Here is a 13,786-nt window from a genome sequence, read left to right on the forward strand (position 1 = left end):
TGACCTTCAAGGTTAATGCCATTAGCTCGGAAATTCTTAATGTTGTGTCTATGGATAGTACAAAGATTGCGGGGTAGTTATTTTTGATGTTTGTTTTTTTATCGTAGCGAAACAAACCTTTCAATATGCGAATAAACTCACCTTCTTCTAGTCTTCTAGTTCGCGTTGCGCTGTCGGCAATGAATCCATCTCTTTTTAATTGAGGGTAATGTTGTTTGACAACCTGATCAGTAATATTTAATTTTTTCATTCCGGCTAATTCACGAATGACGCGCATTATATTGCTGATGTCGACTCTTACTGTGGATGCTTCGCAACTTTGAAGTCGATCAGTGCAGAATGTTTTTAGATGTTCGAACGTGATTTCGTTGACAGGTATTGTGGCTAGGTCGTGCTCTCGTACGATCTGTAAGCTGCCTATTGCAGTGTCTGAAATAGGTTTATCGATTGTTATTTGATATTCCAAATAAGCTTCAACAAATCGCTTAAGGGTACACGAAGAGGTTAATGCTGCGACTTTATGATTGCAGTAAATTAACATATCGGTATTAAGCACTCTTAATGTGCTGGTATCAGTAAGGCATAAATTCTTTAGATGAACTTTAGTTTTTTCAGCCCAGATTTCAGCTTCCTGAAGAGAATCAAACGTTTTGGACTTTGATGCTATGGGGGCATCTTTATTCTTCTCTTTAACTACAACTTTATGTCTTGTTTTACCACTTTCCAGCTCGACTTCTTTTATAGTGAAATATGCCATATCAATCTCTCTCGTTAGTTAACAGTCTGAATATTGTTAACTAACGGGTGTTGATATTATAAACTTGGGTTATGCCGCGTTTTAAGTTTTGTTCTTAATCTTTATTCTTAAGTTGTTTATTTTAATCAACTAAATAATTTTAATTTTTTTTCGTGGAAAATATTAAAATGTTCTGGTTGTATCGAAATGTAGACCTGCCAAAGTACTTTTAAATCTTTATGTCCTGTAATTCGAGCGGCTTCTTCAACACTTAACCCATGTTCGATTAAGCGACTCGCTCCTTCTCTGCGCAGATCGTGATAGCGTAAATTTTCAATTCCAAGTTTTCGACTGGTATGACGAAAACCCGATGTGACCGATTTGGGGTTAAAGGGAAATAAGTATTCATTGAGCCTTGGTTGTTTATAAATGATGTCGAATGATTCTCCTATTAAAGGGAGCACACTATTGTTGTCAAATGAGCCATTGGGGTTTTTACGGTCTCGAACGAGAATTGTTTTTGCTTCGATATTGAGATCTTCCCAGCGTAATCGACAAATCTCACTAATACGACAACAAGTTAACACTGAAATGAGGAACACATCATGATAGGCAATTGAGCAGCAATGATGATTTTCTTTCTCTTTCAATGCCAAAGCGAGCCTTTGTAGTTCATCCGTTTCTAATCTTCTTTGACGTGTATTTGAGCGGGCAATCAGTTTTAGATCATGTAGAGCAGGATAGGCATCAATAATCGGCCTATCGTCAATATTTATGTTAAACATTGATTTAGCGACTCGGAAAACTTTTCTTATACAACTGACATCAACTGACAATGTTTGCGGTGAAGGGGATGAAGCACTTTTGCGTCTTGCTAAACAGAAATCAACGATGTCGGCGGACTTGATATGACTGACCAACATTTTTGCTAACGGATAAGAACTAATTTGGCGTAATGCAAAAAATGCCGTCCGGCCGAGTGGTTTTTCAGATTTTTGCTTATATCCGACATATTTATCGATAAGCTCTACGAGCGTGCAGTCAATAAGATCAAAAGCTTGGCTGTTAAGGTTGTTCTCAACTTTGTGAACGGTATTTTTGGCCCAGCGCGTAGCAGCCACTTTAGAGTGGAAGGTTTTACTTTTTGAGAAGGTAACTATTCCTTTTTCTTTTACTCTGACTCTTGCACAATATACAGTATCGTTTTTTCTTGTACGTTTATTGATGGTATAATTTGCCATTACGCATTCTCCAGCAGTTCCCCCGAAAAGGGGTTTTAGCTCCCCCGAGAGGGACTAAAAGGGTGAAATACGTTAAAAAAAACGTTTACACATGCTGGTGAAAATCGAATGCACCTTTTGCAAGTTACTGATTAATAATAAGGTTCTACAGAATTGATTAACAACAAGATGGACCGCTCACTTTCAATCGCTCCAATGCTTGATTGGACCGATAGGCATTACCGTTACTTTGCGCGCCTGATGTCTGCACATACTGTGCTTTATACCGAAATGGTGACGACAGGGGCGATCATTCATGGTCAGGCTGATTACTTAGCTTATAACCAAGAAGAGCATCCGCTTGCTTTGCAGCTTGGTGGGTCTAACCCTAAAGATTTAGCCACCTGTGCCAAACTGGCTTTTGAGCGCGGTTATGATGAAATCAATTTAAATGTGGGTTGTCCATCAGATAGAGTCCAAAGCGGACGGTTTGGCGCTTGTTTGATGGCTGAGCCTAAGTTAGTTGCAGAATGTGTTGATGCCATGAAGCAAGTTGCTGATATCCCTGTGACGGTTAAAACCCGTATTGGTATCGATGAGCAAGACAGTTATGAATTTCTCACCGAATTTGTTGATACGGTTAAAGCTATTGGTTGCGATACTTTTATTGTCCATGCCAGAAAAGCGTGGTTACAAGGGTTAAGCCCAAAAGAAAATCGTGAAATTCCAGAGCTTAACTATGAGCGGGTGTATCAATTAAAGCGGGATTATGCTGATTTAAATATCAGTATTAATGGCGGCGTTAAAACCATTGAAGATTCATTGGTGCATTTACAGCAATTAGATGGGGTGATGATCGGCCGTGAAGCGTACCAAAACCCTTATATATTAGCTGAAGTGGATCAACGTATTTACGGTGACGACAAAGCTGTGTTAACTCGTGAGCAAGTGATTGAACAAATGGTGCCCTACATTGAGCAGCATATACAGTCAGGCGGGCGTTTAAACCACATCACTCGTCACATGATTGGCTTATTTCAAGGCCTACCTGGCTCAAGGGGCTGGCGTAGATATCTTAGTGAAAACGCTCATAAGCCGGGTGCGGGTGTTGAGGTTATTTGGGATGCGGTTGAGAAAATGCATCAAAGTAGGCCGCCTGCTGATGTGACTTTCTACCCTAATAACATGAGTAATGATTAAGTCTTTATTCGTTAAAAATAGCGTCTCATTGAGGCGCTTTTTTTATGCCTGTAGCTTAGCTAATTAAGTATTAGCTAAATTCACTATCAGGATGGTGAAAATGACTAATTGTTTGATTATTGTTCAGTGGCTGTTGTGAGCCTGTTTTTGTTTAAAGTTAATATAACTACTATTAATCAGTCGTTTATATTGTTTTTTAAAACTTGGCACGTAGCTTGTAATAACCATGGTGTACCCAACATTAGGAAAGGAAAACATCATGTTTAACTCAATATCAAATGAAAATTCAGTGGTTAGTTCATCATCTACAACAAGCAATCGCATGTTTAAGAAACTGGCATTAATTGCTGTTATCGCCACCGCAAGTATTGGTGCTCAAGCAAATGAACTTAATAGTGCTGACATGGTAGAGGTATTAGAAGCTCGTTTGACTGATGCAACCACTGAAATGCTACAAACTGCGAGACAAGAAATTAGCTTGAGCTTACATAGCCAAATTGCTGAACAAGTTTTTGAGTTAAACAGCTCGCTTGAAATGACTGACGATGTAATAGCAACACAATCAGACACTGCTTTAGCAAGCAATGAGGACTGATTTATGGATTTAATGATGATATTTCATTTAGCTGATCCATTAACTTCTTTACTACTGCTTCCTGTTTTTAGCTTTATCGCATGCTCGATAATGATATGTGGGTTGCAGTGGTACCAATTTAATAGCGTCAAGGCAATGTCTGCTGAACTGGCTTCAATGGAGATCGCAGGAGAACAAAAATGAACTTAACAGACTTAGAAAAATGGTTAACAACCGATGACAGTTTGATATGTGGCGCATCACACGGATTAGCAAAACAATTTGGCTGGTCAGTATTGTGGACCCGAGTGTTAACCCTAGTGGCAATTTTAATGAGCCCTAGCATCGGACTCATTGGTTACTTTGTGACTGCCATTATCATGACCCAGAAAAAATCCAGATATTAAACTGAAGTATGAACGCTGCTGTCGTTCAAGATTAGTTCAGCATTATCATTCATACTTCAGTGTTAAATGACTATTTTACTGGTTTATCCCAGCGTAAATGATATCAATGCTTAAACCAGAGACTACTTCGTTAAAAAAGCTTGGAACCGAGCTTTGGCCTCATCACTTTTTAGTCTTTCACTAAACAACACTAACTCTTTAAGCATTTGTTGTTTCACTTCAGCTTGGTTATGCCTTAATAACTGTTTAGATGCCTGCAGCGCCAAGGGTGGCTGAGCTGCTAATTTCTTTGCTTGTGATAATACAAAATCATCTAATTGTGATTGCTCAACCACTTGGTTGATAATATTTAATTCTTTTGCGGTGCTGGCAGTAAAGCTTTCACCTAATAAGATAAGTTCAGCCGCTTTTTGCTGCCCGACAATGAGCGGAAGTAACAAGCTTGATGCTGCTTCTGGTACCAAGGCGAGATTGACAAAAGGTAGCTGAAATGTAGCGCTGTTATCGGCATAAACCAAATCGCAATGCAGTAATAAAGTGGTACCAATGCCCACAGCTGCGCCAGATACTGCGGCTATCAATGGCTTTTTTATCTCAAGGATACAATGCAAAAATTGCACTGTGGGATGGGTTTCATTTAACTCGCCGCTGTTGAGGAAATCGCTAATATCATTACCCGATGTGAAACAATTGCCTTCGCCTCGTAACATAAAGGCGCGAATTGCATTGTCGTGCTCACCTTGGATCAGGTATTCTGTAAGCTGTTGGTACATTTTAAGATTAAAGGCATTTCGTTTTTCAGGACGATTGAAACTGATAATACGTACGCCTTGATCATCCTTTATCTGAATCTGACTCATAGGCTGTTTTCCTTCGGGAAGCGACTAGGGTGTACATGGAGTTTAAGACATTGAAAGCGATATTCAAACAGCTGTTTAGTTTTTTAGTTTTAACCACATTTTCTATTTCGGCCACTGCGGGCATTATGCTTTCAGAAGGCCATGTTAGAGCCATGCCTGCCAGTGTGCCCAACACCGCAGCTTATCTTACTTTAATGAACCATTCAGATAACACTGCTACATTAGTCTCTGTGACTACACCAGTGGCAAAAGAAGCCCAATTACATACCCTAATTGAAGAAAATGGCATTGTGAAAATGCGCCAAGTTGAAGGGTTTGATATAGAATCACATGGCAGCTTAACATTGCAACCATCGGGTGATCACATCATGCTGTTGTCACTGGTTAAGCCGTTAACCGTCGGTGATAAAGTACCATTAACATTAACTTTTGCTGATGGTCAGCAGTTAAATATTGAATTAATGGTTGATAAAAAGGCGAGTACTGATCAGCAAGAAAGCCATCATCACCATCATCATTAAGGAGTTGTATTGATGCAAATCACAAGGAAAAAAATTTTTAGTGTCATAGGGATTATTCTATTAATCGGCTATGTCATTGCGGTTTGGTGGAGCATTGAGCCAGACATCCTAGAGCCCGAAACGCTACAAAATGAACGTGGCGAGCACGTTATTGGCTACGCGACAACTTCTTCACTGATAGACACTCTCGAAAGCTTATTGGACAAACCAGGTGGCTGGCTTTCCAACGATATTATGCCGCCATCAGTGATGATGGATAATATGCCAGCATTTGAGTTTGGTGCATTAGAGCAGTCTCGCGATTTAGCGCTGATTATGCGTAAAGAGTTTAGTCGCTCACAATCTCAATCGACAGCAGATAGCGATTTACTGGCTGCGCATTCAAAACTTAATATTGAGCATACCAGTTGGTTGGTGCCTAGCGCTGAAGGCGAGTACCGTGAAGCGATAAAATTACTGAAACTTTACCGCGCTAAAATCAGTGATACCGAAAACAGTAATGCCCAGTTTTACGCTCGCGCAGACAACCTCAATGAATGGCTTAAAGAAGTGCAAAAACGTTTAGGCAGTATCTCACAACGGCTGTCTGCCAGTGTTGGTCAAGAGCGTTTAAATACTGATTTAGCCGGTGATTCTACTGCAAGGCAATCAACGCCATCGCTCGCCAGTTCAGAAATTAAAACCAGCTGGTGGAAAATTGATGATGTGCTTTATGAAAGCCGAGGCAGTGCTTGGGCTTTGCTTAATTTCATGAAGGCAATTGAAGTTGATTTTGCAGATGTACTGGAAAAGAAAAATGCTGAGGTGAGTTTACGACAAATTATTCGTGAACTTGAAGCCACTCAGCAAACTGTTTGGAGCCCAATGGTGCTGAACGGAGATGGTTTTGGTTTAGTCGCCAACCATTCATTAGTCATGGCTAACTATATTTCCCGCGCGAATGCTGCGGTAATCGATTTAACTAACTTACTCTCTCAGGGATAATGATGAAAAAGACACTTCTTGCCACCAGTTTATTGGGTTTATTAAGCATCTCTTCAGCGCAAGCTGCAACTGTGCTTGGTTTTAAAGTCGGTGGTGATTATTGGCAAGCTGACACCAGCGGCTCATTCAATAGTGACGATGGTGTAGGGCAAACTTATAACTATGACTCTGATGCACAGGGCAGTGTATGGATTGCTTTTGAGCACCCAATTCCGTTAGTGCCTAACGTTAAAATTCGTGAAAACCGTTTAGAAGGTAAAGGCAAGCAAACTGATTCAAACTTTTTCTTTAACGATATTTCTATCGATGGCGCTTCTACTGCTTATAATGATCTAAGTAATACGGATTTCGTATTTTATTACGAAATTCTAGACAATGATTTAGTAGCTTTAGATTTAGGTGCTGCCTACAAGCAAATGCATGGTTCAATAAGAATTAATGGCACTACCGATGCTGGTTCTGCAATTTCTTCAGAAGTCGATGTGGATAGCGGTATTGTTATGCTTTACGGTAGTGCTGAAGTGGGCGTGCCAGGGCTGGGTTTATATGCATTTGCTGATGTCATGCTAGGCATTGATGAGTCAAATGTTTATGACTACAACGCTGGTTTAGGTTGGAAATTTGATGGTGTTGCTTTAGACACGGCAATCCGAGTGGGTTACCGCGAGTTCAAGTTTGATGTCGATGACTTTTCTCGCACAACTCAGAATATGTCGTTTAAAGGTGCCTTTGCCGGTGTTGAACTGACATTCTAAAGACTGAATAAGCGTTATAAATGCCCAATAAAAAAACCGCCATTTGGCGGTTTTTTGTTGCCTGAATAAGGCATCAGCAATAGGGCTTACTCAGTAACAAAGGTTATTCTGAAATAAGGCCATTGTTAATTGAGATGATATCGTCTTCGTTTAAAGTACCGGCTGCTTGTTTAAGAGCAAGGATCGAAGTGATATAGCCGTAACGAGCATCAGACAGTTGACGCTTTGAATCGTATAAATCACGAGTACGGTTTAATACATCAACAATGGTACGCGTGCCCACTTCAAAACCTGCTTGAGTGGCTTTTAAAGCACTTTCAGAAGATATAACAGATTGCTCGTAAGCGCGGATAGAGCTGATTGACGCGCCGACATTGTTAAAGTTATTGCGTACATTTTTAACCACACTACGGTGAGTTTGCTCAAGCAGTTCACTGGCTTCAACATATTGATATTGAGCTTGCTTTACTTGTGACGAAACTTTAAAGCCTTCAAAAATCGGTACGCTTAAGGTAATGCCAATGTTGGCATTGTCGTAATCAAGACCTGGGTTTTGATCAAAGCCTTTAGTGTAACCAGCGCCCAAGTTTAATGATGGCATATGGCCAGCTTTAAAAAGGCTAATGGTTTCACTGGCAATATCACGGCCAATACGTTGGGTCATTAAATCAATACTGTTGGTTTCTGCAATTTTTAACCATTCAGCTGAGGTTGTTGGCGAGGTTGCGCCAGCAGAAAAGCGGGTCGTATCTAGAATGTTAATTGACTTGTGATCTATACCTGTGATTTCACGTAATGCTTCGTAACTGTTTGCTAAGGTATTTTCGGCCAAAATCTCAGTGGCTGAGGCTAAATCATATTGCGCTTGAGCTTCATGAACGTCGGTAATCGCGGTAAGACCTACTGCAAAACGTTGCTTAGTTTGCTCCAATTGACGCTCAATCGCACGTTTTTCAGCACCTTGGAACTCAAAGTTATCTTTTGCGGTTAATACAGCAAAGTATGCATCAGTTACACGGATAATTAATGATTGTAACGTTGATGCATAAGCTGAGTCAGCTTGTGATGCTGCCATTTCAGCTAAATCTAAACCGACCCAAGCGCTGTGATCATAAATAACTTGGTTTAAGCTGATACCACCAGTAAAGCCATCTGGCTTGTTGGTGTCCTGACCATCTTCTTTATTCCATGCCTTTGAGTAACCCACGTTGGCACTAATAGTCGGCAGTAAAGGCGCACGGTTTTCTTGAATGCTTTCGTATAATGCATCGCGCTGAGCTTGTGCTTGCAGTACTACGGTGTCACTGGTAAGTGCTTGTTGATAAATTTGCAGTAAATCGTCAGCATTTGCCGCAGGTGCAGCAACTGCTAATGTTAGCGCTGCGTATATTGAACTAATTTTAAATTTCATTTGCTGCCCTTTTAGACAATATCTCCATCAATGGAGGAAAAATAATTTTGGTGTTTACGGTACTCATTATTAAGTAAGCATCATTTAGTACTATCGCACTTGCTTAAAATCCTGAGTTGTCGCTATGCAGCGAGGATCTGTTCATCTTTCTAGCTTAAATTTTACAGTGTTTCAGTAGCATTTATTGCTACGGATAATGCATTTATGGGTATGAGAAAATGCAATGTTACATTTATTGCTCAATTACCTAGATAGATTTTAGCTGTTGTTGCAAAAATAACCATGAAAGATCAACAGACTCTGCTGTATATCGTGAAAAAGGTTATCATTTCTAAGGCAAATATCAACTTTCAAGTTGTAACAGACTTTATTAAAATCCCCTGCTTAAATATAACCACCGTATAATAGTGTATGAAATATTTTAAAGGGCTTACAAATTGTAAGAAAAAAATATGAAAAATAATGAAATACTTGCACAGTTTAACGCTGAAACAGATGTTGAAATCATTGATACTAAAACCGTTTTTAAAGGCTTTTTTCAAGTGGATGAATATCAATTTAAGCATAAACTTTTTGACGGTGGTTGGAGTGAGGTTGTCTCTCGTGAAGTATTTGAAAGGGGTAATGCGGTTGTGGTACTGCCCTATGATCCAGTCACTCATCAAGTCGTCCTTATCGAGCAAATACGCTTACCTGCAATAGGGACCACCAATTCTGTTTGGCTACTTGAATTGGTTGCAGGTATGATCGCCGCTGACGAGGTGGCCGAAGAGGTTGCCCATCGAGAGTTAATGGAAGAGACAGGGCTTAGTGCCACTGAAATGCATTTCGTTAATAGCTTTCTGGCGACACCAGGTGGTTCATCTGAACGATTTTATTTTTACTGGGCTAAAGTTGATGCCAGTAAAGCCCAAGGCATACACGGCCTTGAATATGAGCATGAAGATATAAAAGTGCATGTGGTCGATTTTGATGTCGCCATGGATATGGTCAACAATGGCCGTATTGATAATGCCTCTACCGTGATTGGTCTACAATGGTTGGCATTAAACTTAGATAAAGTGACCTCATAGCCGTTCAATCAGCACACTGGCTAAGCGGCTTATCATCAATATTTAAGCGTAATGTAAAGCTAATTAAAGAGGTTTGAATTGAGTCAGCAAGTAACCAAAAATAAGTACCAGCCAAACGTGAGTGCTTTTTTAGCATTGTGCGGCCGTAATTATGCGCTGATTTTGAAATGGTTACCTGAAGATGGTGAAATTAATGAGCCTTGGACTGTTAAAGGCCAATTTGGGCTATTAGATATCACGATTATTGAAAATACTAAATATACACAACTAATTGAAATAAAGCGGCATTTTCCTTTGGGAGATTTCCTTGCCACACCTAAAGCATGTGTGCGAGTCTATCATGATGCTCAATTAGCAGAAGTGTTAACTAGTCAACAGATTTATCGATTAAAAGCAGTGTATGATTATCCAAATGTACATATGCATCAAACGGATGAGAAATATCAAGTTAATGCATTTTTGGAAGAGCTACTTAAGATTGGATGCCGTCCCCAGCATCTATGTTCGACATAGTTCTGCTACATTGAATTAATTTATGTCTAGGATTAATTAGTGCTAAAAGAGCCAGTGAGTTACCCCATCGCTGAAACGGATGTCGTCAGGCTGATTCAAGTCACTGATCCTCATCTATTTGCCGATCCAGAAGCGCAGCTTTTAGGGGTGAATACGGCTGCCAGTTTTCAGGCGGTACTAGACACTTTTTTAGCATCAGATCAGCAAGCTGACATCATGTTGGCCTCTGGCGATATCAGCCAAGACTACTCTCCTCAGTCATACCAGCATTTTTCAAATGCAGTTACAAAACTCGATATGCCTTGTCATTATTTACCGGGTAATCATGATGACCCACGCTTGATGAGCTTGCATATGCAGGGCAAACAATTGTTTGGTCAGCAGCGCATTATCATTGGTAACTGGCAAATATTGATGTTGGACTCAACAGTGCGTGGTAAACCGGGTGGCTTTATGGCTGAAGATCAATTTAAATTGATTGATGCTGCTATCAAAGCTGATCCTGAGAAACACGTGTTACTGGTTATGCACCATAATCCGATTTTAGTGCAGTGCAGCTGGCTTGATCAGCATTGCATGATTAATGGCGATAACTTTTTACAGCGCATGGGGGAATACCCTCAAGTGAAAGCCGCGCTATGGGGCCATGTGCATCAAGCTATTGATAGTGAATATCAAGGCGCCAATGGTGCTATTCACTTAATGGCGACCCCGTCAACTTGTATACAATTTAAGCCAAAATCTTCTTATTTTGCCCTAGATGGACTTCAACCCGGCTATCGTTTGCTGGAGCTAGCTAGCAATGGTAGCATTCATACTAATGTTTATCGGGTGCCTGGCGAAAACTTCTCTCCAGATAATGATGCGAGCGGTTATTAGACGTTTTTTCGTTATTGGTTAACTTGATATTCATTCTGCTGTTGGAATTTCAATATCACCTTAGCGAGAGGAAATATGCTGCTCTATATACATGGATTTAATAGTTCACCTCTTTCAGATAAAGCCAAGGAAACGGCTGACTATATAAAACAACGTTTTCCGGATTACCCTTTTCACCAACCTCAACTTCCTTCATCACCTAAAGCGGCGATGACCTTGTTATGTGGTATTGTGGAACAAGCGAAAGCCGAAGGTGAACCGTTAACCTACATTGGATCGTCTTTAGGTGGGTACTTTGCTAGCTATTTAGCTGAACAATATGGCGGTAAAGCAGTGTTGATAAACCCTGCAGTAAAACCCTTTGAATTGTTTGATGGGTTTTTAGGGCCGCAATATAACCCCTATACCGATGAACATTACCAAGTATTACCGCAACATAAACTTGATGTTGCTGAATATAATACTGAAGTCATTCGTCGCCCAGATAGATTTTTAGTTTTTTTGCAAACTGGCGATGAAGTGTTAGATTATCGTCAAGCATTATCGAAATATCATTGTTGTCAGCTTCATTTAGAGGCCAACGGTGACCACAGTTTTATTGGCTACAAAAATCAGCTAGATAAGATATGTGATTTTTTACAAATTAAATAACAAGTATTCTTTTCGGCCTGTAATATTGGGCCAATAATTGACCAAATGTGTGGACTATGAGCAATCAATATACTTCTGACGCTATCGAGGTTCTTAATGGACTCGACCCTGTTAAACGCCGTCCTGGTATGTACACCGACACCACCAGGCCGAATCATTTAGGTCAAGAAGTTATCGACAACAGTGTCGATGAAGCGCTCGCCGGTCACGCCTCAAAAATTGAAGTAGTATTGCACGCCGATAATTCATTGGAAGTGACTGATGATGGCCGTGGTATGCCTGTGGATATTCACCCTGAAGAAGGTATTCCTGGGGTTGAATTGATCCTCACTAAATTGCACGCCGGTGGTAAGTTCTCGAATAAAAATTACCAATTCTCTGGTGGTTTGCACGGGGTAGGTATTTCGGTGGTGAATGCCTTATCGACTCGGGTTGAAATTACCGTTCGTCGTGATGCTCAAGTGTATGATATGGCATTTGAAAATGGTGACAAGGTCGAAGACTTACGTGTTACCGGCACCTGTGGTCGTCGTAATACCGGTACCCGAGTTCATTTTTGGCCAGATGCCAGTTATTTTGACTCAGGTAACTTCTCGCTTACTAAGCTACTTTATTTATTGCGGGCTAAAGCTGTGCTTTGCCCTGGTTTACGGATTAAGTTTTGCAATAAGCAAAACGGTGAAGTACATGAGTGGTTTTACGAAAGTGGCTTAACTGATTACTTAAAAGAAGCGGTAAAAGATTCGGTCTTGTTACCTGAAGAGCCATTCATTGGTAGTTTTACCGGTAAAATGGACGCGGCAGAGTGGGCCATTACTTGGCTGCCTGAAGGTGGAGATAGTTTGTATGAAAGTTACGTTAACTTGATCCCTACGCCACTTGGCGGGACTCACGTTAATGGTTTCAGACAAGGCTTATTGGAGTCGATGCGCGAGTTCTGCGAGTTTCGTAATCTGGTGCCTCGAGGCATTAAGCTCTCACCTGAAGATATTTGGGATAAAGCCTCATTTATTTTATCTATCAAAATGCAGGACCCACAATTTTCCGGTCAAACTAAAGAGAAGCTTTCAAGCCGTCAAAGCTCTGCCTTTGTTTCTGGTATTGTTCGTGATGCTTTCTCGCTATGGCTTAACTCTAATACCGAGCAAGCTGAACAATTAGCTGAACTTTGTATTAACAATGCTCAAAAACGCTTAAAAGCGGCTAAAAAAGTAGCCCGTAAAAAAGTTACTTCAGGGCCGGCTTTACCGGGTAAATTAACTGATTGTAGTGGCCAAGACCCAATGCGCGGTGAGCTATTTCTAGTGGAGGGTGACTCTGCGGGTGGTAGTGCTAAACAGGCGCGCGATCGTGAGTTTCAAGCGATTATGCCCCTTAGAGGTAAGATTTTAAATACCTGGGAAGTGGACGCGTCACAGGTATTAGCCTCGCAAGAAGTACATGATATCTCAGTCGCTATAGGCTGCGATCCAGACAGTGCTGATATTTCAGAGTTACGCTACGGCAAAATTTGTATTCTTGCTGATGCCGACTCCGACGGTCTGCATATTGCGACCCTATTATGTGCTTTATTTATGAAGCATTATCGTGTGTTGGTCGAGAAAGGCCATGTGTATATTGCAATGCCACCGCTGTTTCGTATCGATTTAGGCAAAGAAGTTTTTTATGCTTTAGATGAAGATGAAAAAAACGGTATATTAGACCGAATTGTGGCAGAAAAGAAAAAAGGCAAAGTGCAAGTCACTCGTTTCAAAGGTCTAGGTGAGATGAACCCATTGCAACTGCGAGAAACCACAATGGATCCTAATACCCGCCGTTTGGTGCAATTAACCATTGATGATAATGAAGACACAGTCGCACTCATGGATATGTTACTTGCGAAAAAGCGCTCGCCAGATCGTAAAATCTGGTTAGAGTCTAAAGGTGATCTAGCTCAGCTGTAATTTACTCAGTTTTATGCCCATAACAATTGCCCATAACGATTGCTGATAGCAATTGCTTA

General features: G+C 40.7%; 15 protein-coding genes. 11 read left to right on the forward strand and 4 right to left on the reverse strand.

The annotated features are described in order from the left end of the window. A partial coding sequence (locus AB4160_RS15040) for a hypothetical protein (RefSeq protein WP_372005350.1) occupies positions 1–757 on the reverse strand: 757 nt, incomplete at its 3' end. 125 nt (positions 758–882) lie between these two features. Beyond that, positions 883–1,977 carry a tyrosine-type recombinase/integrase gene (locus AB4160_RS15045; RefSeq protein WP_372005353.1) on the reverse strand — a complete coding sequence of 365 codons (1,095 nt, stop codon included), beginning with the start codon at positions 1,975–1,977 and terminating at the stop codon, positions 883–885. A 168-nt stretch (positions 1,978–2,145) separates the two neighbouring features. On the opposite strand from AB4160_RS15045, the gene dusA reads away from it, so the two are divergent. From dusA to AB4160_RS15060, 3 genes are all read left to right on the forward strand, one after another. Then, the gene (gene dusA, locus AB4160_RS15050; protein ID WP_372005369.1) at positions 2,146–3,156 is read left to right on the forward strand and encodes a tRNA dihydrouridine(20/20a) synthase DusA; all 1,011 of its coding nucleotides are present in this window, start codon (positions 2,146–2,148) and stop codon (positions 3,154–3,156) included. A gap of 259 nt (positions 3,157–3,415) precedes the next feature. Beyond that, positions 3,416–3,751 carry a hypothetical protein gene (locus tag AB4160_RS15055; protein WP_133126612.1) on the forward strand — a complete coding sequence of 112 codons (336 nt, stop codon included), beginning with the start codon at positions 3,416–3,418 and terminating at the stop codon, positions 3,749–3,751. A gap of 179 nt (positions 3,752–3,930) precedes the next feature. Then, on the forward strand, positions 3,931–4,137 hold the full coding sequence (locus AB4160_RS15060) for a PspC domain-containing protein (RefSeq protein WP_102439957.1): 207 nt from the start codon (positions 3,931–3,933) through the stop codon (positions 4,135–4,137). Between the two features lie 122 nt (positions 4,138–4,259). Here AB4160_RS15060 and AB4160_RS15065 read toward each other — a convergent pair whose 3' ends face one another. Next, complete coding sequence (locus tag AB4160_RS15065) at positions 4,260–4,997, reverse strand: enoyl-CoA hydratase (RefSeq protein WP_102439956.1); 738 nt, start codon at positions 4,995–4,997, stop codon at positions 4,260–4,262. A gap of 35 nt (positions 4,998–5,032) precedes the next feature. Here AB4160_RS15065 and AB4160_RS15070 point away from each other — a divergent pair, with 35 nt between their 5' ends. The 3 genes from AB4160_RS15070 to AB4160_RS15080 are packed head-to-tail and all read left to right on the forward strand — an operon-like array spanning position 5,033 to position 7,257. Beyond that, a complete protein-coding gene (locus AB4160_RS15070; RefSeq protein WP_102439955.1) occupies positions 5,033–5,518 on the forward strand; it encodes a copper chaperone PCu(A)C in 486 nt (161 codons plus the stop codon). 12 nt (positions 5,519–5,530) lie between these two features. Then, on the forward strand, positions 5,531–6,502 hold the full coding sequence (locus tag AB4160_RS15075) for a DUF2333 family protein (protein ID WP_102439954.1): 972 nt from the start codon (positions 5,531–5,533) through the stop codon (positions 6,500–6,502). A 2-nt stretch (positions 6,503–6,504) separates the two neighbouring features. Then, entirely contained in the window at positions 6,505–7,257 is a 753-nt protein-coding gene (locus AB4160_RS15080) for a TIGR04219 family outer membrane beta-barrel protein (RefSeq protein WP_303502680.1), read from the forward strand. Between the two features lie 103 nt (positions 7,258–7,360). Here the strand turns inward: AB4160_RS15080 and tolC are convergent, their stop codons facing one another. Beyond that, positions 7,361–8,668 (reverse strand): outer membrane channel protein TolC, encoded by a 1,308-nt coding sequence (gene tolC / locus AB4160_RS15085; RefSeq protein ID WP_372005355.1) that lies wholly within the window; start codon positions 8,666–8,668, stop codon positions 7,361–7,363. A gap of 452 nt (positions 8,669–9,120) precedes the next feature. Between tolC and nudF the strand changes: the two genes are divergently transcribed. The 5 genes from nudF to parE all read left to right on the forward strand — a co-directional run bounded on the left by nudF (position 9,121) and on the right by parE (position 13,727). After that, the gene (gene nudF, locus AB4160_RS15090) at positions 9,121–9,741 is read left to right on the forward strand and encodes an ADP-ribose diphosphatase (protein WP_102475901.1); all 621 of its coding nucleotides are present in this window, start codon (positions 9,121–9,123) and stop codon (positions 9,739–9,741) included. Between the two features lie 78 nt (positions 9,742–9,819). Then, the gene (locus tag AB4160_RS15095) at positions 9,820–10,254 is read left to right on the forward strand and encodes a DUF1249 domain-containing protein (RefSeq protein WP_372005358.1); all 435 of its coding nucleotides are present in this window, start codon (positions 9,820–9,822) and stop codon (positions 10,252–10,254) included. A gap of 39 nt (positions 10,255–10,293) precedes the next feature. Continuing rightward, complete coding sequence (gene cpdA, locus AB4160_RS15100) at positions 10,294–11,133, forward strand: 3',5'-cyclic-AMP phosphodiesterase (RefSeq protein ID WP_076539079.1); 840 nt, start codon at positions 10,294–10,296, stop codon at positions 11,131–11,133. A 75-nt stretch (positions 11,134–11,208) separates the two neighbouring features. Beyond that, positions 11,209–11,784: a YqiA/YcfP family alpha/beta fold hydrolase gene (locus tag AB4160_RS15105; protein WP_102439948.1), complete on the forward strand. Its 576-nt coding sequence runs from the start codon at positions 11,209–11,211 to the stop codon at positions 11,782–11,784. Between the two features lie 56 nt (positions 11,785–11,840). Then, complete coding sequence (gene parE / locus AB4160_RS15110; RefSeq protein ID WP_372005360.1) at positions 11,841–13,727, forward strand: DNA topoisomerase IV subunit B; 1,887 nt, start codon at positions 11,841–11,843, stop codon at positions 13,725–13,727. Positions 13,728–13,786: the final 59 nt, after the last annotated feature.

It is taken from the genome of Shewanella sp. 10N.286.51.B8 (assembly GCF_041469325.1).
Classification (GTDB): domain Bacteria; phylum Pseudomonadota; class Gammaproteobacteria; order Enterobacterales; family Shewanellaceae; genus Shewanella.